The following is a 23,872-nucleotide window of genomic DNA, read 5'->3' on the forward strand; positions in this document are numbered from 1 at the left end:
ACAGGCCGCTCATCCCTTGAGGTACGCCAGCACCGCCAGCACCCGCCGGTTGTCCTCCGGCGACTGCTCTATCCGCAGCTTCCCGAAGACCGACGCGATGTGCTTGGCCACCGCGCTCTCGCTGACGTGCAGGGTCTGGGCGATGGCGGTGTTGGAACGGCCCTCGGCCATCAGGGCGAGGACCTCGTGCTCGCGGGGAGTCAGGGCGCTGATGCGGCCCCGCTTCTCGCTGCGCGTCAGCAGCTTGGCGATGACCTGGGGGTCCATGACCGTGCCGCCCGCCGCGACCGTACGCAGGGCGTCGATGAACTGGGCGGTGCGCGTGACTCGGTCCTTCAGCAGGTAGCCGACGGCGCCCTCGCCGGAGGCGAGAAGTTCGTGGGCGTAGAGCTGCTCGACGTACTGGGAGAGGATCAGGACGGGGAGTGCGGGGCGGCTGCGACGGGCCTGAAGAGCCGCCTTGAGACCTTCGTCCGTGTGCGTCGGAGGCAGCCGGATGTCGATCACCGCGACGTCCAGCTCGGTGCGTGCGAGTGTCTGTACGAGCGCGGGGCCGTTGTCCACCGAGGCGACGACCTCGCAGCCGTGTTCGCGGAGGGTGCGCGTCAGACCGTCGCGGAGGAGGAAGAGGTCTTCGGCGAGGACGACGCGCACGGGATCTCCAGGGTTGCGGTGGTCGGTCCGCCCGGCGGGCTGTGCAGGGCGAGTATGCCGTCGAAGGTGGTCAACCGGCGCTGAATACCCGGCAGTCCGGAACCGGCCGACGGATCCGCGCCGCCGTGACCGTCGTCCGTCACGCTCACCCGCAGCACGCTGCCGTCGTGGGCAAGCACGACATCGACGCGGGTCGCCGCCGCGTGCTTGGCCGCGTTGGTGAGAAGTTCCGACACCGCGAAGTAGGCCGCCGACTCGACGGGTGCGGGCAGGCGCGCCCGCGGCAGGTCCGCGACCACGTCCACGTCCATGTGGCTTTCCAGGGCAAGTGAGCGGACGGCGTCGGCCAGGCCGCGGTCCGCCAGGACCGAAGGATGGATGCCGTGAACCAGGTCGCGCAGGTCCTGCAACGCCCGTTCGGAGGCGGTTCGGACGTCGAGCAGGAGCGTGCGGGCGGCCCGCGGGTCGGTGTCCAGCAGGCGGGTCGCCTCGTCCAGGGTGAGCCCGAGGGACACCAGTCGGGCCTGTGCACCGTCGTGCAAGTCCCGCTCGATCCGGGTGAGTTCGGCCGCGTGGACGTCCAGGGCCGCGGACCGCGTGTCGGCCAGCCGGGCCACGCGGCGGGCCAGTTCTGTGCCGCGCGGAGCGGAGAGGAGACGCTGCGTGAGACGGGCGTGCCGCGTCGTCACGGCCGGCGCCAGACACAGCCCCGCGGCCGCGAGGACAAGGCCCAGGAGCAGGGCGGTGACCATGGTGGCCGTCGTCGTCACCGGTACGAAGGCGTACCAGTTGCCGTCGCCCAGCCTGCGCCATACGAAGGGCTGGACGAGCGCGCCGAACAGCCCGTACTCGGTGAGCGCGAGCGGGACCGCCGCGAGTACGCCTCCCGTCCACGGCTCCAGCCATGCCCAGCGCAGATCGTGCCAGAAGCCGTCGTCCCCGAGGATCGCGGCAGCGCTGCGGCGGGCCGACGTGGCGTGGGGGAGGGGATCGGGCGGGCTGAGGGGGCGCCCGGTCCAGCGGGTGGCGCGGTCCCGGTACCGGTCGGACACACGCCGCAGGAGCCGCGCGGCCGGAGGCAGCGCCCAGAAGCCGACCCCGACCGGCAGGAAGAGCAACGCCCCGTTGACCAGCATCCCGGCACCCATCACCGTGAACCCGGCCAGCCCGAGCAACTGACAGCGCGCGAGGGCGACCCACCGCCCGCGCCATGAACGCCGTGCCCTCATGCCCCCCGCCTCGCGCCCCCTGCAGTTTCCATGATCGTAACTCCGGCGGTCCGCCGTACTCGCCACACCCACGGCACCGCCGTCACCGCGCACGCCAGACCGAACAGGACCATGGGTACTGCCCTGCCGGTCTCCTCGTCCATGAACAGGAGCATGCCCAGATTGATCAGGGCGTGGAAGCCGCCCGCGAGGAGCAGGCGCTCAACTCCCCGTGCCGCGTCCAGGGCCAGGCCCAGTACGACGGACATCGAGGTCGTGGCCAGGAGGAAACCCGCAGCGTACGCGGGGCCGGCGGCCATCGCCTGGACGTGCCACAGGCCCCACGCCACCCCGACCGCCGCCGACGCGGTGAACGGACCGAAGCGGGACCGCAGCAAGGGCTGCAGGAAGCAACGCCAGCCGATCTCCTCGCCGCAGGCGCCGACCAGTTGGGCGAGAACGATGAGGAGGAAGGAGTGGTGCAGGGCGCGCGGGTCGCCGGCTTGGGCGGTGCCGGTCAGGAGGGCGTACGAGCCTGCTGACAGGAGGATGATCAAGGGGGCCGTGGCGAGCAACGGCAGTCCAGGGGTGGCCGCACCCCCGGTGGATCCGGCGAGCAGGTCGCGGGTCCGGGACGGCCACAGCAGGGCTGCGACCGCCACTGCCGATGCCGGGCCGAACTGGGTCAGTTGGACGACCACCGTGGGGATGCCGGTCGCCGGCTGTGCCGCTCCCAGCACTCCGGCCGCCACGAAGGCGACCGCCAGAAAGATTCCCGCCTGTGTCTTCCATCGCTGTCTCGTCTGCATGACCTCGACGATGCCGGGCGGCCGGGGCCCGCGGACTGCACCTTCCTGCCCAACGGCACTGTAGGCAGCACCACCCCTGGGGTGACCCGCCGGCGCGGGACCCCGGTATGCGAAGCAAGTACGCGCTGACGCACTTGCCCTGACGAGGCTTCAGCAAAGTGGCGGATCGGGAGATCGTCCCGTCAGGAGTGCGTGTGGGTCAGGGGAGGATGGAGTCGACGTAACCGCCGTCGACCCGCACGGCGCCGCCCGTGGTGGCGGAGGCGTAGGGGGAGGCGAGGTACACGACGAGATGGGCGATCTCCTCCGGCTCGATGAGGCGCTGAATCAGCGACTGCGGGCGGTACTTGAGCATGAACGCGTGCTGCGCCTCCTCCCAGGGCAACTCGTCGCCGACCAGCTCGCGCACGAACCCTTCGACGCCGCCGGTGTGCGTCGGCCCGGCGATCACGGAGTTGACGGTGACTCCGGTGCCGGCGGCATCCTTCGCGAAACCGCGGCTGACGGCGAGCAGCGAGGTCTTCGTCATCCCGTAGTGGATCATCTCCGCCGGAATGACGACGGCCGAGTCGCTGGCGAGATTGAGCACGCGCCCCCACCCCTGCTCTTTCATCCCGGGGAGGTAGGCCCGGATGAGACGTACGGCGGAGAGGACGTTGATCTCGAAGTAGCGACGCCACTCGGCGTCGTCGATCTCCAGCGGGGGCGCGGAGCCGAAGACGCCGAGGTTGTTCACGAGGATGTCCACCCCGGGGACGGCGTCGAGGACGGCCCGGGCACCTTCCTCGGTCGCCAGGTCCCCCACCGCGCCCGTGACGTCAGCGTCGCCGGTCCCGGCGCGGATCGTACGGACCGCTTGCTCGACGCGCTCCTCGCCGCGGCCGTTGACGACGACGCGAGCACCGGCGCGGGCGAGCCCGGTGGCGATGGCCGCTCCGATGCCCTGGGTGGAGCCGGTGACCAGGGCGGTCCGGCCGGAGAGATCGATCTGCATGGGGGCGCCCTTCTCGGTGGCTGTGCGTCGATGATGCGTTCCCTGCACTGGAGCTGAACACGGACGCCACCGCAACTCGCCACGCGGACCGCTGCCGGTGGGGTCTGTATCAGCACGGGAGCCGGCTCTCGTGCTGCTGGGATGCCGCGGTCACACCCCGCTCCGTTACACGGTGGTCCCGATGCGGGCGGCCAACTCGCGAGGAGGGAACGGGAGATACCGGCGCGTGAGTTCGCCGCGCGGGTGGGCAGACCCCATGCCGTTCACGAGCGTTCCCTCCGGGCCGGGCAGGGCCGGTGTGCGGGGATCCGGTGTGCGGGGATCCGGTGTGCGGGGATGGTGAGAGGGCCGCGTTCGGAAGGCGCCTCCGTCGCCGACGTGACGTCGCCACGTGAGGGTGGCGAAGTGTGCGCGCGTCCATGCCGGGTCGTCACTGCCCGCTTACGGCAGCGTCCCTGGGCGCAAGTTTGCCGGGAACAGGCATCGCTCGGCGAAGGGCGCGGCGTTTCCGCTGCGTCCAGCGTGTAGATGCTGCCTGAAACCAACGTTCTCCGCAGGTCGTGAGGGCGTTTCCAAGAGGAGGACCTTCTCCCTTGCGTCACGCTTCGGAGGCGTCTCACGGCGTTCGGTCACCAGGAGCCGTCTCGGGGTAACGGTCACGTCACGCTCGCTGGCGCTTTCCCGATTACTCGCCGTTATGTGATTTGAGCCACTAAAGAAAAGGCAAAGGGCGTGTTAGAACTGCCCAACTCCGTGCCACGCCAACCGCCGTGACGTGGCACGGAAGGCCGGTACGCACCGGCAGCACGTCCCGGGCGACCAGGTTCGACTCTGCGGACCGAGATGCCCCGGGTCGCCGATCGGACAACGGCGTTCGCTCCATTGCCCGCACTTCGACCGACGCATCGCTCCGCGCCGGTCCTGCGTCACGAGGTAGTCACTGTGTCTCTCGACTCCATCACCGAATCCGTGGACAAAGCCGTCAGCGGATTCTTCGAGCCCATCGCCACCTGGCTCGGGGAAGTGGTCTTCTACGCCGTCCCCGTCGCCGGGACGGAACTGCCCCTGATCGTCGCCTGGCTCGTCGTCGCCGGCCTGGTCTTCACCAGCTGGTTCGGGCTGGTCCAGATACGTAAATTCCGGCTCGCGGTCGACGTCGTGTGCGGCAAGTACGACGAGAAGGGATCTGCGGGCGAGGTCAACCACTTCCAGGCCCTGACCGCGGCTGTCTCCGGCACCGTCGGCCTCGGCAACATCGCGGGTGTCGCGGTGGCCGTCTCCATCGGTGGCGCAGGCGCCACCTTCTGGATGATCCTCTGCGGTCTGCTCGGCATGGCCACGAAGTTCGTCGAGGTCACCCTGGGCGTGAAGTACCGCGAGGTGCACGCCGACGGCACGGTCTCCGGCGGCCCCATGCACTACCTCCCCAAGGGCCTGGCCGACCGCTTCGGCAAGAACGGCAAGACCCTGGGCAAGGTCCTCGCGGTCCTCGCCTCGGCCATGGTGCTCTTCTTCGGACTCTTCGGCGGCAACCTCTTCCAGGTCAACCAGAGCTACGCCCAGCTCGTCACCGTCACCGGTGGCGAGGACGGCGCGCTCGCCTCCTCCGCGGGAGCCCTGCTCTTCGGCGTCCTGATCGCCGTGCTCGTGGGCATCGTCCTGCTCGGCGGAATCCGCTCCATCGCGAACGTCACCAGCAGGCTGGTCCCGGCCATGGCCGGGATCTACATCGCCGCGTGCCTGACCGTCATCCTGGTCAACGTCACCGCTGTCCCGGACGCCATCGCCACGATCGTCGAGGGCGCCTTCAACCCGGAGGGCGTCGCCGGCGGTGTGCTCGGCGCACTGATCATCGGCTTCAAGCGGGCCGCGTTCTCCAACGAGGCCGGCCTGGGCTCCGCCCCGATCGCGCACTCCGCGGTGAAGACCAAGCACCCCGCCAGCGAAGGCCTGGTCGCGCTGCTGGAGCCGTTCATCGACACCGTGATCATCTGCACCATGACGGCGCTCACCATCGTGATCGCGAACCCGGCGAGCTGGGCCAAGGCCCGGACGGACGAGTCGATCGGCGGTGTCACGATCACCTCCGACGCGTTCGGCACCGTGCTGCCCTGGTTCCCGTACATCCTCACCGTCGCGGTCCTGCTGTTCGCCATCTCGACCGTTCTGACGTGGGGCTACTACTGCCTCAAGGCATGGACTCACCTGTTCGGCCGCAGCAGGACCAGTGAGCTGACCTTCAAGGTGCTCTACACGGTCTTCGCCGTCGCTGGGTCGCTCCTCACCCTGCAGACACTGATCGACATGGCCGACGCGGTCCTGTTCATGCTGGCCGTCATCAACATCATCGGTCTCTACCTGCTCGCACCCGTCGTCAAGCGTGAACTGAACTCGTTCCTGGAGTTCGTCCGCGCCCGGAACGCCGGCGAAGCGGACGACGCCGACGAGGACCAGGAGTCGGTGAAGACCACCGTCTGACCGCCCCCCGGCGGCCCGGCTCCGGAGAGGGCCCGCACAGCGCTCGCGCCTTGCGCCATGCGGGTCCTCTCACCCTGTCCGTGCAGGTGAGGTGCGCTCTGGTGACGGCGCCTCCCTCTGGTTAGGGTGTTAAGAACGCGTCAATGCGACGCGGGGTGTGCCGGGAAGTCTGGTCGGCGTCCGAGGGCGAAGTGTGCCCGCTCCATCGACGGCCCCGGAGGCCCTTCCTCATGACAGACGCTCCGCGTCAGCGCACCACGTTCCTCGGTCTGCTTCCGTGGCCGGAACGCAAAGCCGTGGCCCAGGCGCTGCGGACGGAAACGGTGGGCGGTCTCGTGCTGCTCGCCGCGGCCGTGGTGGCGCTGGTGTGGGCCAACAGCCCGTGGAGCGGCGTCTACGAGCAGATCCGCGATTTCCACTTCGGCATCCCCGCGCTCGGCCTGGACCTCTCGGTCGGCCACTGGACCGCCGACGGACTGCTCGCCGTGTTCTTCCTGGTCGCCGGGATCGAGCTGAAGCGAGAGCTGGTGGTCGGCGAGCTGCGCAACCCCGCCACGGCGGCACTGCCCGTGATCGCAGCCGTATGCGGCATGGTCGTACCCGCCCTCGTCTATCTGGCGACCGTCTCGGCCGGAGGGGGAAGCGCCGACGGCTGGGCCGTACCGATGGCGACGGACATCGCGTTCGCGCTGGCGGTCCTGGCCGTGCTCAGCTCTCATCTCCCCGCCGCCCTGCGGGCATTCCTCCTCACCCTCGCCGTCGTCGACGACCTCGGCGCGATCCTGATCATCGCGGTCTTCTTCACATCCGATCTGAACCCCTGGGCGCTCGCGGGCTCCGGCGCCGGACTCGTCGTCTTCTACGTCCTGCAGCGGCTGCGGGTGCGCGACTGGTGGTGGTACGTCCCGCTCGGTATCGCCGTCTGGGCGCTGATGTACAACGGCGGGGTCCACGCGACGGTCGCCGGGGTCGCCATGGGCCTGATCCTGCGCACCACCCGCGACAAGGGCGAGGACGCCTCGCCCGCCGAGCGGACCTCGCATCTGCTGCACCCGGTCTCCGCGGGAGTGGTGGTGCCGCTGTTCGCCCTCTTCGCAGCGGGGGTCGGCGTCTCCGGCGAGGCGCTCGGTGAGGTCTTCACGCAGCCTGCCACCCTCGGAGTCGTCTTCGGCCTCGTCATCGGCAAGACCGTCGGCATCTTCGCCGGAACCTATCTCGCCGCCCGCTACACACGCGCCCGTCTCAACCCCGATCTGGAGTGGGCGGACGTCTTCTCGCTGTCGGTCCTGGCCGGGATCGGCTTCACCGTCGCCCTCCTCATCGGGGAACTCGCGTTCCCCGATCCGTCCGAGGCCGAACACATCAAGGCAGCGGTTCTCGTGGGGTCGCTGATCGCGGCGGGCCTGGCCGCCCTGCTGATCAAGCGCCGCAACGCGATCTACCGCCGGTTGTACGAGGAGGAGACCCGTGACGACGACGCCGACGGCATTCCCGACATCTACCAGCGAGACGGCTCCGACCCCAGCCTCATGGGAAAGGACCGCTAGCCGGCACTCGGCGTGGGTGGACCGGAGCCGACACCCACGGCGCCGGGCGCGGCCGAGCAGCGTCCGCGTCAGGGCCGATCGGCTTGATGGGCTCGTCGCGCTCCACGGCTGGAAGATCGTGGTGTCTGTGGCGGGAGCGGTGTAGCGTTCTGTTCCAGCTGTCGTGGTTCCGAAGTTCTCCGCCCGTGATCAGTCGATGCACGGGCGGTTTTGCTGTTCAGGTCAACGAAGGACCAGGGCGATCACCTCCGGCTTCCGCGCGGTGCGGGAGCCGATTTCGAGTCCCTGTGGAGGGCATGCATGGCTACCGGAACCGTGAAGTGGTTCAACTCGGAAAAGGGCTTCGGGTTCATCGAGCAGGACGGTGGAGGTCCGGACGTCTTCGCTCACTACTCCAACATCAACAGCTCCGGCTTCCGTGAGCTGCAGGAGGGGCAGAAGGTGAACTTCGACGTCACCCAGGGCCAGAAGGGCCCCCAGGCGGAGAACATCACCCCCGCCTGACCTTGACGTGCCCCAGTGGCCCCGCACCCGCCACCCGGGAGCGGGGCCACTGCGCGCAGCCGGAGCCCGGCGTGCGCGAGGCTGCAACTGCCCACGAGAAGCCTGTTACGAGGGGCCTTCCCGCGGAGATAATGGCGCACATGCATGCATCGATGCTGCCCGAGGGCTCCGTCGTCGCGACGGGGACCGGCTCTGCGTGCCCCCTGAGTGCGTCGGACGCCCGAAGCGCGGTTGAACGGTTGCTGGGTACGCGGTGTGGAGCGTCGCTGCGCGAGACCGCGGTGATCGACGCCTTGCTGGCAACGTCCGAGCTGGTGACCAACGCGATCCGGCATGCGGGCGGTGTGACCGGCTTCGTCGCCCACCTCACGAGCGATGGCCGGGGCCTGGAACTCGGGGTGAGCGACGCCAGCGATCAGGAGCCGGTCACCGGCGGGCCACCGGAACCGGGTACGCCTGGTGGCTTCGGCTGGCCGATGATCCTCCGGATCTGCCAGGCGGTGCGGGTCCACCGAGAGCCCGGTCGGGTCGGCAAGACCATCGTCGTCCGACTGGCCTTGCACTGACGAATCCCCTCAGCCCGTGCCAGTTCCGGCAGCAGCGGTGCCGGTGCTGCGGTGGCACCGCCCATGGGCAGCCCGTCTCGCCCGCGCCCGCGGCCGAACGCCGGTCATTCCAGGGCTTGTCCGCGTTTCACGTAGTAGATGACCGCGGGCCATTGGCCGGGGGCCGGGGGAGAGGCCGGGGCGGTGTCGGTGGTGAAGAAGCGGAGTGTGCCGGTCAGGTCGAGCACACGGCGCACGATGGGGCTGATCGCTCGCAGGGAGACGGTCTTGCTCTGCCGCCCCGCCAGCTGCCGTACGGCGAGGAGCACCTTCACGCTGGAGCATGCCCAGAAGGAGACCTTGCTGAGATCGATCTCGATTCCGTGGGCGGAGCAGCTCAACGCGTCGGTGAGAGACCGTTCGAGTGCGTCCTCGCAGCCGTGGTCGACCTCGCCGCGTACCACGACGACGGTCTTGTCCGTGCCGGGGGAGCGGTGAACGGTCGTCAGGCAGGGCGGACCCGCCGTGACGCTGACAGATGCCTCGGGTTGCGTCGGACAGCTGCGCCCCCCAGGCGGGTTCTGTCGCAACCGCCTCTTGCCAGCATCCACCCCGCTCGCCTTCCTTGGAGACCTGCCGCCGCCGGAACGTCTACATGCGCAACGTGGTACACGAAATATATGTCATGTATTTGTTGTCGGCCAAGGGGGTTCTAGGATTACCGCATGGGAGTGCCTGACCCTCACAACGGATGGACGTTCATCACCAACCACGCGCGTGTGTTGGCCGCCATCGCCGACGACCCGAACACCCGCATCCGCGACATCGCCGCCCACTGCCGGCTCACCGAGCGCGCCGTCCAGCGGATCATCGTCGATCTTGAGCAAGAGGGTTATTTGTCCCATACGCGCGAAGGTCGCACGAATACGTACCGGATCGAGCCCGGGAAGGTGCTGCGACACCCGGCCGAAGCCGGCCTCTCCGTCGCCGCCTTCCTCTCTCTTCTCGTTCAGGACGAGGCCCGCCGCAGTGGCGAGCCGGCCCCGCGGGCCGACACCTAGACGCGTGGACGCCTGGACCGGACACCGCATCGAGGCTGCCGGTGCGTGTGGCAGCGACTGCCGCTCCCCTCTCTGTCCGTGCCAACACCTCTGCCCCGTACGTACCGAGGGCCTTCGAAGGACTCCTGCACGCGCACTCGGAGGAGCCCCGCGTCATCATCGACGCCCCGCGGCCGGCGACCGTCCTCGCCGAAACGCGGCCCGCTCCCCGTACGTCTCCCCTCGTTCGGCTACGCCCCGCTTCACCCCGCCCACCTGGCGGACAGCGACGGGATCGTGTCCGTCAAGGGCGTCCAACTGGCCCGACTGGCTTCGGCTTGTCAGGGAGTGTCCGCCGAAGTCCCCGATGAGGGTGGGGCGTTGGGTGCCCGAAGGCGGAGTTGGCCTGGCGCACGTACGGCCTTCGGCGGGCTGTGCCACATTGGTGCGCATGTCGGATGCCGTGTACGGACTGGTCGGTGCCCTTGGTGGGTCTCTGGTGACCGCTGCGGTCGCATACTGGGGCCCGCTGCATCAGCAACGTGAAGCTGCCAAGCAGGCGGAGTTGCAGATCGAGGCGGCCCGCGCCCAGGCGGAAGAGACGCGCCGGCACGAGGAGATTCAGGCGGAGATAGGACGGCTGGTCGACGTGCGTTCGACGCTCCGTGCGTGGCAGTTCGTACTTGACGGGGCTCTCGCGGAAATACAGTTGGGCTGCTTCGACCTGGATCGGTTCAGGGATGAAGAGCGGGAGGCAACGGCGAAGGGGCTGAGAGCCCTGGACGAGGTCATGCGCGATCAGTGGTATGTGGGGATCTCGTCGTACGGGGATCCCTACGAGCCTGCCCAACCGACGCACGGATCCTCGGCGCACGGTCTCCTGGCAGAGACATTGAAGGAGTACGGGGCGTGCGTCCGAGCGCTCGGGCTGGCCGGCCGCCCGGCATTGGGCGAGGAGAAGGAGCAGCTGGAGGAGCTGAGGATTCGGGCCGACCAGGAGCGGGGCAGGATGAGTGAGATCATCGAAAGTCGCCTGGAGAGCATCGTGGCTGACCTGCCTCGCGGTTCCGCCCCGCGCCGCAGTCGGCAGACACCTCCTCGGCCCTAGGCCCGATACCGGTGGTTGCTGGTTCGCAGCCGACCTCGCGCCTGTGGTGGCGTCGCAAACCGCGCGGACGGGGCTACCGTTCGGGCGCCAGGCCCGCGGGATGCTGCTGGGGGCATGACCCATTGCTACCGTTTCCTGAGTCCGGCGCCCGATATCTCGTAAGGCTCGGATGCGGTACGTCGGCACGGGTGACGGGGGCCCGCCCTCTCCGTCCCCGCCCGGGAGCGCCAGGCATGAGCAGCAACGAGACCGTCTCCGTGATCCATCCGGCCGCGGCATCGGCGCCCTGGCTGAGCGCCCGGCCCTGGCCGCGTCGATCTCCTCCGCGGTGCTGTTCGCCTGCGTCGTCGTGAACTCACCGCGCCGCCCTGCTCCGCGTACCGCCCGGGCGCCCGCCCGCCCTGTCCTGTGACGCAGGTCACTTCATCCCGTCTGTAACATCGCGCGTCTCGGGAGCGTGTTCATGGCGAGAGAGGTTGTTCACCAGAGACGGGGAGCGGGGCCAAGAGGCGATGTCGAACGAAGCGGAGTTCGACGCCTTCTACGCCGCGACAGCCAAGCGACTGGTCGCCACGGTCTATGCGATGACCGGCGATCTGGCCGAGGCCGAGGACGCGGTGCAGGAGGCGTACGTAAGGGCCTGGCAGAGGTGGGCCCGGCTGTCGGAGGAAGGGGATCCGCTGCCGTGGGTGCGCACCGTGGCGTCCCGGCTCGCCATCAGCACCTGGCGGCGTACGCGCACCCGCCTCCGCGCTCAACTGCGGCACGGACAGGCACCCGACGTCCCGGGGCTCTCCGAGGACCGGGTGGCCCTCGTCGCCGCCCTGCGTGAACTGAACCCCGACCAGCGGCGGGCAGTGGTCCTGCACCACCTGCTCGACCTGTCGGTGGAGGACGTGGCGCGGGAGACGCGCTCGTCGAGCGGTGCGGTCAGGACCCGGCTCAGCAGGGCGCGTAAACAGCTCGGCGAACACTTGACGAAGATCGACACGTACGACGAGGGGGCCATCGCTCATGGCTGAGGTGGAGGAGCTGCTGGACGGAGTCCCGGTGCGGCTCGCGCCCGCTCAGGTCGTACGGGCCCGGGGCGAGCGCCGACGGGCACGGCGACGGTTGGCCGGGGCGGCGGTGGCGGTGGTCGCCGCGGCGGCGGTGGGAATCGGCTCGTGGGCGCAGCTGGCCGACGACTCGCCTCGCACGGCCGACGACTCGCGTGACACCCCCGTGGTCGCGGCCGGGCCGAACCCGTTCGTCAAGGACGGGGTGGTCAAGGTGATGAAGCCCTCGAAGCTGCCGATGAACGCGAGCGTGCACTGGACGGTGGCCGAGGAGGAAGGCCGCGACGGGCGCATGCTTCCGCAAGTGGGCCTGTACGAGGTCTGCAAGTGGCGTGGCGGTGTCCCCGACCCCGCCGAGTACTTCTTCCAGCAGTTCGACGGCAAGGACGGAGCGCGGGCGCGGTACCGCGTCAGCAGGTACCCGAACGTCAAGGTTGCCGGCGAGGTGATGCGGACGCTGAGGGAAACCCTGAACGACTGCGGCCTCACCAAGGTCGACGACAGCCGCTACCAGGGCCGGGCAGGGCATGACGGCCCGTGGCTCGAACTCACCGTGCGGCAGTGGAAGGGGTGGATCGGTGTGGTCGAAACGCAGTTCCCGACCTGAGACCGGCACCGGCAGCGCTATCAGGAGAGCCGGCACATGAGCACCACTCGAGCCCACGGGATCAGCTCCGCGGCCGTCGCCGGGACCCTCGTTCCGGGAATCCGGGAATCCGGGAATCCGGGCAGGGGCCGGGGCCCGCACCGCTCTCACGGGGGCGGACGGCGGTGTCGTGGCGGTGTCGCCACCGGGGAAGCCGAAGGGTCCGGCGCGCCTCGGCTCGCGGCACCAGCAGCAGGTGAAGTTCGTCAGGTCCGCTCTCGGTTCGAAGAGCCTCCCCCTTCCCGCCGAAGCCCTGGATCTGGGCTTCACCACCGGTGCCACACCGCACTCGGAGGCCAACCACCGATCAGCCGCGTGAACAACGCTTCAGGCCAATTCATCTAGGCCCACCCTCCAGACCACCCCCCAGGACCAACCCCCCACAGGAAGATGCGACATGACACGATCCGTTTCGTGGGCTCCGGCGGCCCGATTTCTCCTTATATGGGGCCTGGTGACGGCCCTGACCGGCGTTCTCGCCGGATGCTCGAGCACGCCCTCCTCGCAGCAGAATCCGGCCTCCTCGGAGAAGCGTCGTTCCTCCTCCGAGGAGCGCCCTTCCGGCAGCCATTCCGCGCCGTCCTCGTCGCGATCACCCGGCAAGCGGCAGCCGGCGCCGTGGGCACTCGACCGGATCGACCAGCGAGGCCCTCGGCTTGACGGCTCCTTCCGGACCGAGGCCACCGGTGAGGGCGTCACGATGTATTTCATCGACACCGGCATCGACGCCCGCCACGAACAGTTCTCCGGACGTGCTTCCTGGGGCACGGATGTCATCCGCTCCGACGGCAAGCGCGACTGCCACGACGAGACGGGTCTCGGTCACGGCACATTCGTCGCCGGCATCGCAGGCGGCCGTACCACCGGAGTGGCCAAGAAGGCTCGGATCGTGGAGGTGAAGGCCCTGGAGTGCAGTGAAGGCACCGGTGGCAGGCTGAACCAGCAGCAGCGGATCGCGAAGGTCGTGGAAGCCGCCGACTGGGTCACCGCCCACGCCGAGCGTCCGGCCGTGGTCAACATGTCGTTGAACTTCCGCCGGCCCGCCCCGCGGCTGAGGGCCGCGGTGGAAGGGATGACCCGCGCCGGCCTCACGGTGGTCGTCTCCGCCGGGAACCACGGCGCGGACGCCTGCACGTACCCGCCCGCGAACGTTCCGTCCGTGATCACGGTGGCCGCCTCCGACCAGCGGAGCAAGCACGCCGACGACGGGTTCGTACGCTCCAACGCCGGGGAGTGCGTGGACCTCTACGCTCCCGGCAGCCGCATCACCTCAGCGCTCGCCGAGGGCGGCACCTCCACCGACGAGGACAAGATCGCCACCTCATGGGCGGCGCCCTTCGTCACGGGTACCGTTGCGCTCCGTCTCTCCGAGCACCCGGACGCGACGCCCGCCGAGGTCAAGGAGTGGATCATCGAACGCTCCACCCGCGGAGCGATCGAGAACCCCCCTCCAGGCACGCCGAACCGCCTGCTCTACGCGGGAGGTCTGTAGCGCCGAGACGTCCTCGGCGACCCGACGCAAGGCGCCGCAGCGGGCCGGACCATGACGGCCTGAACCGCGCAACGAGGATCAGCGCTCGGGATCAGCGGGCTTCCCCGTGCCCTCCCGGTCCATGGTGGCGTTCGCCGTGTGGGGGCACCTGGCCCAGGGTCGGCACTCGGATTCCATGCCCGAGGGGCGGTCGCTCCGGGCGTTCGGAGATGTCACAGACGGGGACGGCTGTCTCGTCCTACGAGGTGGTGCAGGCAAGCCTCGATCAAGGAGTGGACGATGAACCTCGCGCTGTGGATCGCTGCGGGTCTCCTGGCCGCAGTCGCTCTGACCGGCGGCATCAGCAAGGCATGCGTGCCCAAGGAGAAGCTGGCCGCGGCCAAGGGCGGGGGATGGACCGAAGACGCCGGCGTCGGCTTCGTGAAGACCCTCGGCGTCCTGGAGCTCCTGGCCGCGGCGGGCCTGATCCTGCCCGCCGCGCTCGACATCGCACCGGTGCTCGTGCCGGTGACTGCCGTGTGCTGGGTCCTGCTGATGGCCGGCGCGATGATCACCCACGGCCGACGCGGCGAGTCCCCGTTCGTGGTGCTCAACCTGGTCTATCTCGCGCTCGCAGTCTTCATCGCGTGGGGCCGCTTCGGCCCCGAGTCCTTCACCGGCTGACTCTTCGGGCCCGGCCCACCGGTCCCCGCCCGCCGGGGCCGTGTCGTTCACGCGGACACGGCGGCCGTTCCCGGCCGGCCGCGGCGCCTCGCCGTGTGAAGCACCACCGGCAAGGCGTCGGGTCGAAGCGGACCGGTCAGGATGCGCGGATTCAGCGCGGGGGGCCTTCCGCTTCGGGGCGCGACAAGAGCCACGGGGAAGAGACAATTGGGCAACAATCGGGCCACCTTCGCTCGTCCGGGGACGGCACGGGGTGTGAGGGTGAGCTGCATGAAGTCTCGTACCGCCTTGCCTGCCCTCGCTGTCTGCGCTGTCTGCCTCGTGCTCGCTCCGCTCACCGGATGCAGTAGTGGCGGGACGGACCACGAGCCCTCCTCGAGCAAGGGGACCAAGGCCGCCGGGGTGCCCGGCGCACCCTCCGAGAGCCGGGCGCCGGCCTCCGGCAAGGGGTCGAAGGACCCCGAGGACATCAACGGCGACGGGCACCGCGACCTCGTGATCCCCGCCGGCGCGGGCGGCGACCAGCAGAACCCGGGCGGCGACGGACGGATCGCTGTGGTCTACGGCTCGGCCAAGGGCCTCGACCCCTCGACACGCGCCGTCTACGGGCGTCGCGACCTCGGCCTGCCCGAAGCGGGGGAGGGCGCCGGCGAGCCCGACGCGGTCCCCGCGGAGGGAGTGGTCCACGCCGATCTGGACGGTGACGGCTTCCCGGACTTCATCACGACCGTCGAGGGCAAGCGCGCGGATGACGGGCACGTCTCCGCTCCCGCCACCGTCCCGTACGTGACCTGGGGCGGGCCCAAGGGACCCGAGGCGGGCGCGGAGGCTGCGCCGGTGCGGTTGCCGCGGAGCGCCTCGAAGCTTGGCGTGGAGTCCGTGGTGAGCGGTGACTTCGACGGGGACGGGCATCACGACCTCGCGTCGCTCGCGCAGAACGAGTCGTCCATGGTGCTGCTGTACGGCCCGTTCGAGCGGTCGGGTGCGCCGTCGCGTACGGACACCGACCTGCCCTGGTCGGACGGCGAGTTGATCGCGGACGACATCGACCCGTCCGGCAAGCCCCGGGCCACCTCACTTCTGCTCCACGGCGTGAGTGACGGTGAGCAGTCCGGCAACACCCTCTACACGGCCCACCGCGCCAGCGGCCTGTCGAAGAACGGGAAGCGACTGCGCTCCGGGAACGCGCACACGTTCGGAGACTTCGACGGGGACGAACTGCGCGACGTGGCCGTCGGGGACGACGGCAGCCGCAACGACGAGCCCGGCTACGAGACCGAGGCACCCGACGTCGACGGCTCACTCGCCGTGTACCCGGGTGACGGCGGCGAACCGATCACCCACCGGCTGCCCGAGGCGTCCAAGGAACCAGGCAACGACTTCGGGCCCGGCCCGTTCGCGGCCGCCGACCCGGACGGCGACGGCCGCGACGGCATCCTGGTCGCCACGTACGAGGGCGCCACACTCATCGACGGCGACGAGCGCACCACGGTCCTGCGCGAGGGGCCCGCGAAGGCGGACGGCGAGAAGACGCCCGCGAAGTGGCGGCACGCCCGGCCCGCGGGAGCCGCCGACTTCGACGGCGACGGCAAGGACGAGCTGATCCTGCACTGGGCGCCCGGCATCCTGTTCGGCCTCTACGGAGAACACCCCACGCACTGGTGGATCACCAACGGCACGACGTCCCGCGACCAGACGTCCTTCAACACGACGGGATTCGCGCGCCGAGCCTCGTGAGGACTGCCCCGACAGCGCCCGTGCTGCAACCGGTCGTCCTCCTCCTCGCGGACCGCGGGAGCGGCGGAACTCCCATGCGTGGGTGCTCGTACGCTGTCCGGCGGCAGCTCCCGATCGGGTGTTCGTTGCAGGGTGCTGCACCAGAGGCGATGCCCGGCTGGAGGCCCAGGTGAAGAGCCCCGACTTGTCCCGTGGTGCTCGTCTGGCCGCCCACGGTGCCGTTGCCACATCGCTGGCGCTGTGCAGCGATCGCAGGCTGCACGATCTGGTGGACGCCGCGACACCGATCGGCTCCGGGATCGGTGGGAAGACAGCGCTGCTGGAGGTCGACGGAACCTCGGTCTTCGTCAAGCAGGTACCCCTGACCGATCTGGAGCGACGACCGGAGAACATTCACTCCACGGCGAACCTGTTCGGGCTCCCGGTCTTCTGCCAGTACGGCATCGGCAGTATCGGCGGCCCAGGGTTCGGAGCCTGGCGCGAGCTGGCCGTGCACACCATGACGACGAACTGGGTGATCGCGGGGGACTACGCGGGTTTCCCCCTGATGCACCACTGGCGGGTGCTACCCGGCCCTGGTCTGCCACTTCCCGAGGAACTGGCCGATGTTGAACGGGCCGTCGCCTACTGGGGCGGCGCTTCGGAGGTACGCCGCCGGGTCGAGGCGCTCCAGCAGTCGTCGGCAAGCCTCGTGCTGTTCCTGGAGTACATCCCGCAGAACCTGCACGACTGGTTGGGCGTTCACATAGGGGCCGGTGGCGAGGCGGCCGAGCGCGCCTGCGCGATGGTGGACGCCGAACTGGAAGCCGGCGTCTCGTTCATGAACGCCCGTGGGCTGCTGCACTTCGACGCCCACTTCCAGAACATCCTCACCGACGGCCGGCGGCTCTTCTTCGCCGACTACGGCCTCGCGACCTCCTCACGCTTCGAACTCACCCAGGACGAGGCCGACTTCTTCGACCAGCACCGCACCTACGACCGGTGCTACACCGTCACGCATCTGGTGAACTGGCTGGCCTTCGCGCTGTACGGGCACGGACCGGCAGAGCGCGCGGCGTTCGTGCGCGCCTGCGCCCAAGGGGTGCCCCCGGGGGACGTTCCAGCGGCGGTCGCGTCGATCCTTCTCCGATACGCGCCGGTCGCCGACGTCATGGGCGACTTCTACCGCCGATTCCAGCAGGAGAGCCGGGCAACCTCCTACCCGCTGGAGGCGATCCGCAGGATCGGACAGCCAGGACGGTCCGGCTGATGCGAGGACGGGCTGCCCTCTGCCACCCACGGCCAACCTTCGGCCGGTTCTCCCGCTCATGGCTCCACGACACAGCCCGAACCGCCCGCACGCCGGGCTGACTCGGCGCCCGAGGAGGCCGAGTCGGAGACTTCGGCACTCACGCGCCCGCACCGGACGGGATCCGGAGAGCCGTCAGGCTGCCACCGCCAGAGCCACCGCGACGGGCAACAACGCACACTGCCCGACGAGGAGAGCCTTACGTGCAGGGCGGTCCACCACCCGCGCGGGCAGGAGCAGTACTGCGAGGCCGAGCACCCCGGAGCCGAGCAGCATCCAGATGCTGATGTCGTAGAGGACCGTGGACCGACCGCCAAGGGCATCATCAATGGCCATGATGAAGATCACCACGAACAGGACAGGCAGGAGAGCGAGACCCGTCCCGGAGGCGATGCGCAGTCTGCTCTTGCCGCGTGTGCGCGGAAGTACACACAGGACGGCGAGGGCCGTCCAGGAGGCCAGGTGCCGGCCGCGTTGGCGGGGTGTGTACGGGGCGGCCTCGGGGCCTGTGTCGTCGGTCGTCACAGCAGGGAGTCAAACACCACGAGGGACGGGCCTGGTATCCGTACTCCTACTCACCGAGCCGGCCACTGTGCTCTGTGGCTCGTCGTGATGCGAGGTCCAGGGCGTGCTTCTTCTTGCTCTCGCCGCGCGCACCCGATGCGCGTAGCCCTGCCCCTTTCAGGGCCGGCGGGCCGGCCGAGGCGAGCCGCATCATCCGGCTCTGACCAAGGCCGCCTCGGAGGGCGCTCCGGCTTGGCTGGGTTGCCACTGATGGCGCTGCGGATCGGGGTCGTAAGGTACGGCCCATGCACCAGCGCGAAGACGACGACGAGAAGCTGATCGGCATCCCTGCCGACGACGTGGAAACAGCCGACGAAGAGCCGGAGGACGAGCCGGCCGACGCATGGTTGATCGTCGACGGCGACGGCGGCAGCAGCTGGTAGAGCCGGTGAAGGAGTGGGCGAACCGCGATCTCCCCGGGATCAACGCCTCCCGACCTGGATGAACGATTCCGGAGGCAGATGCAGCGTGGACTTGACGACCGCGGCGAACGCGGCCTCCTCGTAGTCGCGCATGAGCAGATGTTTGCGCTCGAAGCGAGTGCCGAGCATGAACTGCCGGGTGATCAGATGCATGTCATGCACGACATGGAGCAGGTCACCGTCATCGCTGCGCATACGTTGCCCGTTCCACCACCAGAGCTTCGGTTGCAGATCCGGATGCGACGCCCCTGCGACGCCGTTGACGATGGCCTCGATCCACAGCGCGAACGCGGCTGGGTCCTTCTTGCGGACGGCGCAGCTCAGGCCGAAGGCCTGGAGCAGCGGATTGGGGTCGGTGGGCTTGATCCGGAACAGCGCGCGTGTGGCCAAGGTGTCGATGGACGTCCAGCCGAAGGTGTCGGTGACCTTCCTGACGAACGCGTGGTAGTCCTCGAAGCGGCACAACAGGCCGATGGATTCGAGCGCATCGACCATCCGGACGAAACGCCAGCCGGGGTGGATGTCCTTCCACCGCATGTCCTTCCGCCGCCACGTCCGCTTGCGCAGGCAGGGAAAGATGTCGGACCAGAACGCGACCTCGGTCAGGGCGAGTACGGTTCTCACCACGTGGCCGGTCGGGGCGTCCGGAAACTTCTCGCGCACGAGCTGGTAGGCCGGACGGTAGTCGCCGACAAGCGTGCTCTCGTCGAAGGCGTCGTAGTCGGCGCACGCCTGTAGCGTCGCAGCGCACTCGGCGACGCGGTGCGCGCCGAACGGTTCACCGTCCACCAGCGGCTGGACGGGTTCGTCCATGATCAGGCCCCGGACGGTGGGTTTGGTGTTCGGGAAGCGCAGAAGGGCGGTGGGGTCGCTGCGCATCCCCTCGAGCGTCATGAAAGCCGACGCCAGTTCGGCCGGGTCCTGCCGCGCGTCGAATCCCTCGAGTGCGGCGACCATGTCCTCGCCGGCCAGCCAGCGCCGGAACATGGACAGCGAGAGCATCCCCCACTTGGTGTTCAGGTCGAGGTTGGCGCGCAGCCATTCGAAGAAGGGCATCGGCAGAGTGCGCGGTGGCAGAGCGGGCATTCCGTAGTCGTCGGTGAGGCCGTCCACGATGCCCTGGCAGACTGCCCGGACCACGCTGGTCTGGGCCTCCTGGGCGCGTACGAGGTACATCCCGTACGGCGTGCAGGCGTATTGGAACCAGTGCGCGAACTCGTGCAGTGCGGTCTTCGCGTAGGCCTCGGCCGCATGGCCGGCGAACGACTCGTCCAGGATGGTCTCCAAGGTCACCCCGGACGGCACGCGGATGTCGACGACGCAGCCGCGCAACTGGAACGACGAGCCGTACAGCCCCAGCGGGGAGGTCGGTGACCGCTCGGTGAGTGTCCGCAGGCGCTCGACCTGCTTGGCGAGGATGGCCAAGTTGAAGGACAGCACCCGGAGTTCGTCGTCGCTCAGTGGACGCCCGGCCATGTCAGGAATCGCCGTCGTCGGTGACGCGAAGATCGGCCAGGCGCTGGGCCAGGTACTCGTGCATGACCTCCAGACAACGCTGCACTTCCGCCTCGCTCAGGCCGTGCAGCGGATTGGGCTCGGGGCGCTCACGAAACCGGTTCACCACGGCCTTGATGCCGCTGTAGGCGGCGTTGCCCAACACGCCGGAGGCCACCGCCAGCCCCATCCAGGTCAGTGCGTCCAGGTACATCGCCGAACGCTTCGGCGGTGCCGTGGCATCCAACCGGATCGGGGTGATCACGCCGGCCGCGGGCGTCTCTCCGTACTGCGCGAGGTACGCCGCTTCCATGGTGCATCGCTCCACCACGTAGGGCGCGGTGTTGCGTGCGCCGGGGGCACCGAACAGTTCGGTGTACGGATGGCCTGCGGTGCAGAAGCGCATCCCCCACAGGGCCGTGCTCAAGTCACCGAGTTCCGTTGCCCGTCGGGTGACGCCGAGGAGCCAGTCTTCGTAACTCCCGTCCTGACAGCGTGGGCACAGATAGCCACCAAGAAGCGTCATGGCAGCCAGGCTACCGTTGGTGCCACCAACTCACCGCGCATCCACGGGAGTTGTGAATCGGGGCTCCGGCTTCGCAGCGCCCAGCCGCGCTGACGAGCAGCCCGCGCACAGGAACTAGAGCCGCACACCTGCACCGGCGTCAACCGGCCTCCGGCGCAGCGGGATTCCGCGCCGTGAACCAGGACGCGACCTGTGCCCGGGAGGTGAATCCGAGCTTGCTGAGGATGTGCTCCACATGAGCCTCGGCCGTGCGCGGTGCGATCACCAACCGAGAGGCGATGTCCTTGTTCGACAACCCTTCGGCGACCAGCGCGGCGATCTCCCGTTCCCTCGGCGTCAGGCGGCTCTCTTCCTCGCCGGTGGGAGTCGCCCCGGTGGGAGTCGCCGTCCGCGTCGGCGGCGTGCTCTCGAGCGCGTAGTTCACCGCTTCCTCCGCCGAGATCCGGTAGCCGCGCCGGAAGGCGAGGTCGTAGGTCTTGTCGCCGATGGCCGCTCGCGTCCTGTCCATGTACTGGTGGCGGATGTCCTTCATGGGCGCGTAGTGGTCCGGGGACGATCCGATCGCGTCCCAGAGGGCGGCAGCGGCACCGAACAGCGTTGCCGCGCGCTCGTGCCTGGCCTGCTGGGCGTTGACCCAGGCGAGGGTGTCGATGACGAAGGCCGCCCCGCCCTTGTTGCGCATCCGGACGTGGATGTTCAGTGCCTCTTTGGCCGCCGTCTCCGCACGGCGCGCGTCGTGGTCGACCTCGAGGAACGCCAGGGCCCACAGGGCCCAGGAGCGCCAGAAGGCCTCCCCGCGTTCGGACGCCTCGGCGAGACACTCATCGATCTGGGCCAGGCCTCGCCGGCGTTCGCCCCCCAGGCCCAGGGCGAGACCGAGCATGCCCATCGCGAACAGCTCGCCACGGGCTGCCTTCGCGGACCGGAACCCGCAGAGAGCGTCGCCGAGCAAGGACGCGGCGTCCTCCAGCATGCCGGTGAAGAGAGCAGCCATGCCGTTGATGAGTGTGACGAACGCGGTCCTGCCCGTACCGCCCAGCTGCGAGGCGAGTCGGTCGGCTTCGGCCAGCCGCGGCGCGGCAGCATCGAAGTCTCCCTGCAGCAGCCCGTACCAGGCGTTGAGGCACAGCGCGGAGACGCGTTCGGGCGTGGGCTCCGCGGATGCTCCGAGCGCTTGGTCGAGCCAGTAGCGCGCTTCCGTGTTGATGCCGCGGATGCTCCAGTACTCGTCGATCTTGGTCGCCATGCGGAGGGCGACGAGGGCCTCGCCCGGCTCTGTGATGCAGAAGTCGAGGGCCACCCGCAGATTGGCGTGCTCGCGCCGCAGACGGCGGACCCAGGTCTCCTGCTCCGGTCCGATCCACTCCGCCTCGAACCGGTCGAGCAGCCCCGCGTACCAGTCGCGATGGCGCCGGCGTACCGCGGTGTCCTCGCCCGCCGCCCGGAGGCGTTCCAGGCCGTACTCCCGCATCGTCTCGAGCATGCGGTAGCGGACCACGCCGTCGGCCTCGTCCCGCATCAGGACGGACTTGTCGACCAGCGAGCGGATGGTGCCCGGTACGTCTTGGGGGTTCACTCCGTCGCCCCCGCTGACGTGCTCCACCGCCGCCAGATCGAAGCCTCCGGAGAACACGGACGCGCGGGCCCAGATGCGCTCCTCCGGTGTCGAGCACAGGTCGTAGCTCCAGTCGACCATGGCACGCAGCGACTGCTGGCGCGGCGGCGCCCCCCGTGGCCCCGCGGTGAGCAGGCCATAGCGTTCGGAAAGCCGCTCTTCGATCTGCTCGAGGGAGAGGGCGCGCAGCCACACCGCTGCGAGTTCGATCGCGAGCGGGATGCCGTCCAGCTCACGGCACAGGCGTGCGAGCGCCGCGCAGTTCTCGTCGTGCATGTCGAACTCGGGAAGGACGGCCTTCGCGCGATCGGCGAACAATTGCACCGAGTCGTATTGCTTCAGAACGCCCGGAACGTCGTCGCCGGAGCCCGGTACGGACATCGGCGGGACCACCAGCGTCGTCTCGCCGTAGATGCCCAGCGACTGCCGGCTCGTCGCCAGGATCCGTACCTCGGGACAGGTCCGCAGAATGCGGTCGACGAAAAGCGCGCTGTCATGGATCAGATGCTCACAGTTGTCGACGACGAGGAGCAGCTGGCGCGATTCGAGAAAGGCGGTGATCGTGTCGACCGCGGGGTGCGACGGCTGATCCTGCAGACCGAGTTGCTGGGCCGCCGTGTAAGCGAGGAGGGACGGGTCCCGCAACTCCGCGAGTTCGACAAAACGCACTCCGTCACGGAAGCTGCGCCGTGCGGCATCGGCGACGCGCAAGGCCAGGCGGGTCTTGCCCACCCCGCCGGGGCCGGTGAGCGTCAGCAGTCGCGCGTCGGACAGCAGTCGCTTCGCCTCGGCAACCTGACGTCGGCGCCCGACGAAGCTGGTGAGCTCGGTGGGCAGCCGGGAACCGTCCCGAGTGCCCGGTACAGGCTGGAATGTCATGTCCAAGCGAGCCTTTCATGCCATTCCGTATCAGCCTACGCGGAAGCCGCATTCCCGCCACCAGCTCTTACGTAGACGCCTAGGTATTTCTCCCGTCCCGGGGGGAGCGCCGCGCGGAGCAAGGTGAACGCGGTCCTGTCGTGGACCCTGTCGAGCTCCTGGAAGCCTCCCTATGCAGCACTTCAGTCTCACGCTCACCTCCGAGCGCTCGTCGGTACGCGAGGCGAGGGCGACGATCCGCCTGCACCTCGACGCCTGCGGTCTGACGCCCTACTCCGACATCACGGAGCTGCTGGTGAGCGAACTGGTCACGAACGCGCTGTGTCACGGCTCGGGAGCGATTCGTCTGTCCCTCTCGATCCGGCCCCGCACCCTCCACTGCGAGGTACGGGACGGGAGCCCGAGGATCCCCGGCGTGCGCACGGCCCGGCACGACGAAGAGAGCGGCCGGGGCCTGTTCCTGGTCCAGGAACTCGCCCATGAGTGGGGGAGTCAGGTCTCGGACACGGGAAAGGCGGTCTGGTTCAACCTTGAACTGTCGTCGCCCGCCGGGCGAGGTGAGAGCGCTCCGTCATCATCCGATCGCCCCTGGTGAAGTACA

Annotated in this window: 24 protein-coding genes; 15 read left to right on the top strand and 9 right to left on the bottom strand. The window is 69.2% G+C overall.

Annotated elements, in window-relative coordinates:
• Positions 1-9: 9 nt before the first annotated feature.
• From ABZ822_RS23345 to ABZ822_RS23360, 4 genes are all read right to left on the bottom strand, one after another.
• A complete protein-coding gene (locus ABZ822_RS23345) occupies positions 10-654 on the bottom strand; it encodes a response regulator transcription factor (protein WP_360857409.1) in 645 nt (214 codons plus the stop codon).
• The gene (locus ABZ822_RS23350; protein WP_360857412.1) at positions 606-1,883 is read right to left on the bottom strand and encodes a sensor domain-containing protein; all 1,278 of its coding nucleotides are present in this window, start codon (positions 1,881-1,883) and stop codon (positions 606-608) included. Before ABZ822_RS23350 ends, ABZ822_RS23345 begins: the two co-directional genes overlap by 49 nt.
• Positions 1,880-2,671, bottom strand: coding sequence for a CPBP family intramembrane glutamic endopeptidase (locus ABZ822_RS23355; RefSeq protein WP_360857415.1), 792 nt, complete (start codon positions 2,669-2,671; stop codon positions 1,880-1,882). The genes ABZ822_RS23350 and ABZ822_RS23355 overlap by 4 nt, the downstream gene beginning before the upstream one ends.
• A 199-nt stretch (positions 2,672-2,870) precedes the next feature.
• The gene (locus tag ABZ822_RS23360) at positions 2,871-3,665 is read right to left on the bottom strand and encodes an SDR family oxidoreductase (protein WP_360857419.1); all 795 of its coding nucleotides are present in this window, start codon (positions 3,663-3,665) and stop codon (positions 2,871-2,873) included.
• Positions 3,666-4,607: 942 nt separating this feature from the next.
• Between ABZ822_RS23360 and ABZ822_RS23365 the strand changes: the two genes are divergently transcribed.
• The 4 genes from ABZ822_RS23365 to ABZ822_RS23380 all read left to right on the top strand — a co-directional run bounded on the left by ABZ822_RS23365 (position 4,608) and on the right by ABZ822_RS23380 (position 8,760).
• The gene (locus ABZ822_RS23365) at positions 4,608-6,143 is read left to right on the top strand and encodes an alanine/glycine:cation symporter family protein (RefSeq protein WP_360857422.1); all 1,536 of its coding nucleotides are present in this window, start codon (positions 4,608-4,610) and stop codon (positions 6,141-6,143) included.
• Between the two features lie 230 nt (positions 6,144-6,373).
• On the top strand, positions 6,374-7,690 hold the full coding sequence (gene nhaA, locus ABZ822_RS23370) for a Na+/H+ antiporter NhaA (protein WP_360857425.1): 1,317 nt from the start codon (positions 6,374-6,376) through the stop codon (positions 7,688-7,690).
• A gap of 300 nt (positions 7,691-7,990) precedes the next feature.
• Positions 7,991-8,194, top strand: coding sequence for a cold-shock protein (locus ABZ822_RS23375; RefSeq protein ID WP_360857342.1), 204 nt, complete (start codon positions 7,991-7,993; stop codon positions 8,192-8,194).
• 131 nt (positions 8,195-8,325) lie between these two features.
• Positions 8,326-8,760, top strand: a complete 435-nt coding sequence (locus ABZ822_RS23380) for an ATP-binding protein (RefSeq protein ID WP_360857428.1) — start codon at positions 8,326-8,328, stop codon at positions 8,758-8,760.
• A gap of 104 nt (positions 8,761-8,864) precedes the next feature.
• On the opposite strand, the gene ABZ822_RS23385 is transcribed toward ABZ822_RS23380, so the two are convergent.
• Positions 8,865-9,350: an STAS domain-containing protein gene (locus ABZ822_RS23385; RefSeq protein ID WP_360857431.1), complete on the bottom strand. Its 486-nt coding sequence runs from the start codon at positions 9,348-9,350 to the stop codon at positions 8,865-8,867.
• A gap of 114 nt (positions 9,351-9,464) precedes the next feature.
• Here ABZ822_RS23385 and ABZ822_RS23390 point away from each other — a divergent pair, with 114 nt between their 5' ends.
• From ABZ822_RS23390 to ABZ822_RS23430, 9 genes are all read left to right on the top strand, one after another.
• Positions 9,465-9,800 carry a helix-turn-helix domain-containing protein gene (locus ABZ822_RS23390; protein ID WP_360857434.1) on the top strand — a complete coding sequence of 112 codons (336 nt, stop codon included), beginning with the start codon at positions 9,465-9,467 and terminating at the stop codon, positions 9,798-9,800.
• A gap of 430 nt (positions 9,801-10,230) precedes the next feature.
• Entirely contained in the window at positions 10,231-10,887 is a 657-nt protein-coding gene (locus ABZ822_RS23395) for a hypothetical protein (protein WP_360857437.1), read from the top strand.
• A 512-nt stretch (positions 10,888-11,399) separates the two neighbouring features.
• Positions 11,400-11,909, top strand: coding sequence for a SigE family RNA polymerase sigma factor (locus ABZ822_RS23400; protein WP_360857440.1), 510 nt, complete (start codon positions 11,400-11,402; stop codon positions 11,907-11,909).
• Positions 11,902-12,552, top strand: a complete 651-nt coding sequence (locus ABZ822_RS23405; protein WP_360857443.1) for a hypothetical protein — start codon at positions 11,902-11,904, stop codon at positions 12,550-12,552. Before ABZ822_RS23400 ends, ABZ822_RS23405 begins: the two co-directional genes overlap by 8 nt.
• A 169-nt stretch (positions 12,553-12,721) precedes the next feature.
• Positions 12,722-12,910 carry a hypothetical protein gene (locus ABZ822_RS23410; RefSeq protein ID WP_360857665.1) on the top strand — a complete coding sequence of 63 codons (189 nt, stop codon included), beginning with the start codon at positions 12,722-12,724 and terminating at the stop codon, positions 12,908-12,910.
• 135 nt (positions 12,911-13,045) lie between these two features.
• On the top strand, positions 13,046-14,083 hold the full coding sequence (locus ABZ822_RS23415) for a S8 family peptidase (RefSeq protein WP_360857446.1): 1,038 nt from the start codon (positions 13,046-13,048) through the stop codon (positions 14,081-14,083).
• Positions 14,084-14,362: 279 nt separating this feature from the next.
• Positions 14,363-14,746 (top strand): DoxX family protein, encoded by a 384-nt coding sequence (locus ABZ822_RS23420; protein ID WP_360857450.1) that lies wholly within the window; start codon positions 14,363-14,365, stop codon positions 14,744-14,746.
• Positions 14,747-15,016: 270 nt separating this feature from the next.
• Positions 15,017-16,483, top strand: coding sequence for a VCBS repeat-containing protein (locus ABZ822_RS23425; protein ID WP_360857453.1), 1,467 nt, complete (start codon positions 15,017-15,019; stop codon positions 16,481-16,483).
• Positions 16,484-16,652: 169 nt separating this feature from the next.
• Entirely contained in the window at positions 16,653-17,732 is a 1,080-nt protein-coding gene (locus ABZ822_RS23430) for a protein kinase family protein (RefSeq protein WP_360857455.1), read from the top strand.
• Between the two features lie 174 nt (positions 17,733-17,906).
• Here ABZ822_RS23430 and ABZ822_RS23435 read toward each other — a convergent pair whose 3' ends face one another.
• Positions 17,907-18,296 (bottom strand): hypothetical protein, encoded by a 390-nt coding sequence (locus ABZ822_RS23435; RefSeq protein ID WP_360857457.1) that lies wholly within the window; start codon positions 18,294-18,296, stop codon positions 17,907-17,909.
• A gap of 284 nt (positions 18,297-18,580) precedes the next feature.
• Here ABZ822_RS23435 and ABZ822_RS23440 point away from each other — a divergent pair, with 284 nt between their 5' ends.
• Complete coding sequence (locus tag ABZ822_RS23440; RefSeq protein ID WP_360857460.1) at positions 18,581-18,718, top strand: hypothetical protein; 138 nt, start codon at positions 18,581-18,583, stop codon at positions 18,716-18,718.
• A gap of 39 nt (positions 18,719-18,757) precedes the next feature.
• Here the strand turns inward: ABZ822_RS23440 and ABZ822_RS23445 are convergent, their stop codons facing one another.
• The 3 genes from ABZ822_RS23445 to ABZ822_RS23455 form a co-directional block, all read right to left on the bottom strand.
• Entirely contained in the window at positions 18,758-20,233 is a 1,476-nt protein-coding gene (locus ABZ822_RS23445) for a hypothetical protein (RefSeq protein ID WP_360857463.1), read from the bottom strand.
• Between the two features lies 1 nt (position 20,234).
• The gene (locus tag ABZ822_RS23450; protein ID WP_360857466.1) at positions 20,235-20,777 is read right to left on the bottom strand and encodes a hypothetical protein; all 543 of its coding nucleotides are present in this window, start codon (positions 20,775-20,777) and stop codon (positions 20,235-20,237) included.
• A 139-nt stretch (positions 20,778-20,916) separates the two neighbouring features.
• Positions 20,917-23,271 carry a LuxR C-terminal-related transcriptional regulator gene (locus ABZ822_RS23455; protein ID WP_360857470.1) on the bottom strand — a complete coding sequence of 785 codons (2,355 nt, stop codon included), beginning with the start codon at positions 23,269-23,271 and terminating at the stop codon, positions 20,917-20,919.
• 172 nt (positions 23,272-23,443) lie between these two features.
• Here ABZ822_RS23455 and ABZ822_RS23460 point away from each other — a divergent pair, with 172 nt between their 5' ends.
• The gene (locus tag ABZ822_RS23460; RefSeq protein WP_360857472.1) at positions 23,444-23,866 is read left to right on the top strand and encodes an ATP-binding protein; all 423 of its coding nucleotides are present in this window, start codon (positions 23,444-23,446) and stop codon (positions 23,864-23,866) included.
• Positions 23,867-23,872: the final 6 nt, after the last annotated feature.

This window comes from Streptomyces sp. NPDC047108 (assembly GCF_040643575.1).
GTDB lineage: Bacteria > Actinomycetota > Actinomycetes > Streptomycetales > Streptomycetaceae > Streptomyces.

Bases quoted from the DNA above. Each gene is read 5' to 3' on its own strand.
- ABZ822_RS23350 (WP_360857412.1), bottom strand. From the start codon at position 1,883: ATGAGGGCACGGCGTTCATGGCGCGGGCGGTGGGTCGCCCTCGCGCGC.
- ABZ822_RS23355 (WP_360857415.1), bottom strand. From the start codon at position 2,671: ATGCAGACGAGACAGCGATGGAAGACACAGGCGGGAATCTTTCTGGCG.
- ABZ822_RS23360 (WP_360857419.1), bottom strand. From the start codon at position 3,665: ATGCAGATCGATCTCTCCGGCCGGACCGCCCTGGTCACCGGCTCCACC.
- nhaA (WP_360857425.1), top strand. From the start codon at position 6,374: ATGACAGACGCTCCGCGTCAGCGCACCACGTTCCTCGGTCTGCTTCCG.
- ABZ822_RS23375 (WP_360857342.1), top strand. From the start codon at position 7,991: ATGGCTACCGGAACCGTGAAGTGGTTCAACTCGGAAAAGGGCTTCGGG.
- ABZ822_RS23380 (WP_360857428.1), top strand. From the start codon at position 8,326: ATGGCGCACATGCATGCATCGATGCTGCCCGAGGGCTCCGTCGTCGCG.
- ABZ822_RS23390 (WP_360857434.1), top strand. From the start codon at position 9,465: ATGGGAGTGCCTGACCCTCACAACGGATGGACGTTCATCACCAACCAC.
- ABZ822_RS23395 (WP_360857437.1), top strand. From the start codon at position 10,231: ATGTCGGATGCCGTGTACGGACTGGTCGGTGCCCTTGGTGGGTCTCTG.
- ABZ822_RS23400 (WP_360857440.1), top strand. From the start codon at position 11,400: ATGTCGAACGAAGCGGAGTTCGACGCCTTCTACGCCGCGACAGCCAAG.
- ABZ822_RS23405 (WP_360857443.1), top strand. From the start codon at position 11,902: ATGGCTGAGGTGGAGGAGCTGCTGGACGGAGTCCCGGTGCGGCTCGCG.
- ABZ822_RS23420 (WP_360857450.1), top strand. From the start codon at position 14,363: ATGAACCTCGCGCTGTGGATCGCTGCGGGTCTCCTGGCCGCAGTCGCT.
- ABZ822_RS23425 (WP_360857453.1), top strand. From the start codon at position 15,017: ATGAAGTCTCGTACCGCCTTGCCTGCCCTCGCTGTCTGCGCTGTCTGC.
- ABZ822_RS23440 (WP_360857460.1), top strand. From the start codon at position 18,581: ATGCACCAGCGCGAAGACGACGACGAGAAGCTGATCGGCATCCCTGCC.
- ABZ822_RS23445 (WP_360857463.1), bottom strand. From the start codon at position 20,233: ATGGCCGGGCGTCCACTGAGCGACGACGAACTCCGGGTGCTGTCCTTC.
- ABZ822_RS23450 (WP_360857466.1), bottom strand. From the start codon at position 20,777: ATGACGCTTCTTGGTGGCTATCTGTGCCCACGCTGTCAGGACGGGAGT.
- ABZ822_RS23455 (WP_360857470.1), bottom strand. From the start codon at position 23,271: ATGACATTCCAGCCTGTACCGGGCACTCGGGACGGTTCCCGGCTGCCC.
- ABZ822_RS23460 (WP_360857472.1), top strand. From the start codon at position 23,444: ATGCAGCACTTCAGTCTCACGCTCACCTCCGAGCGCTCGTCGGTACGC.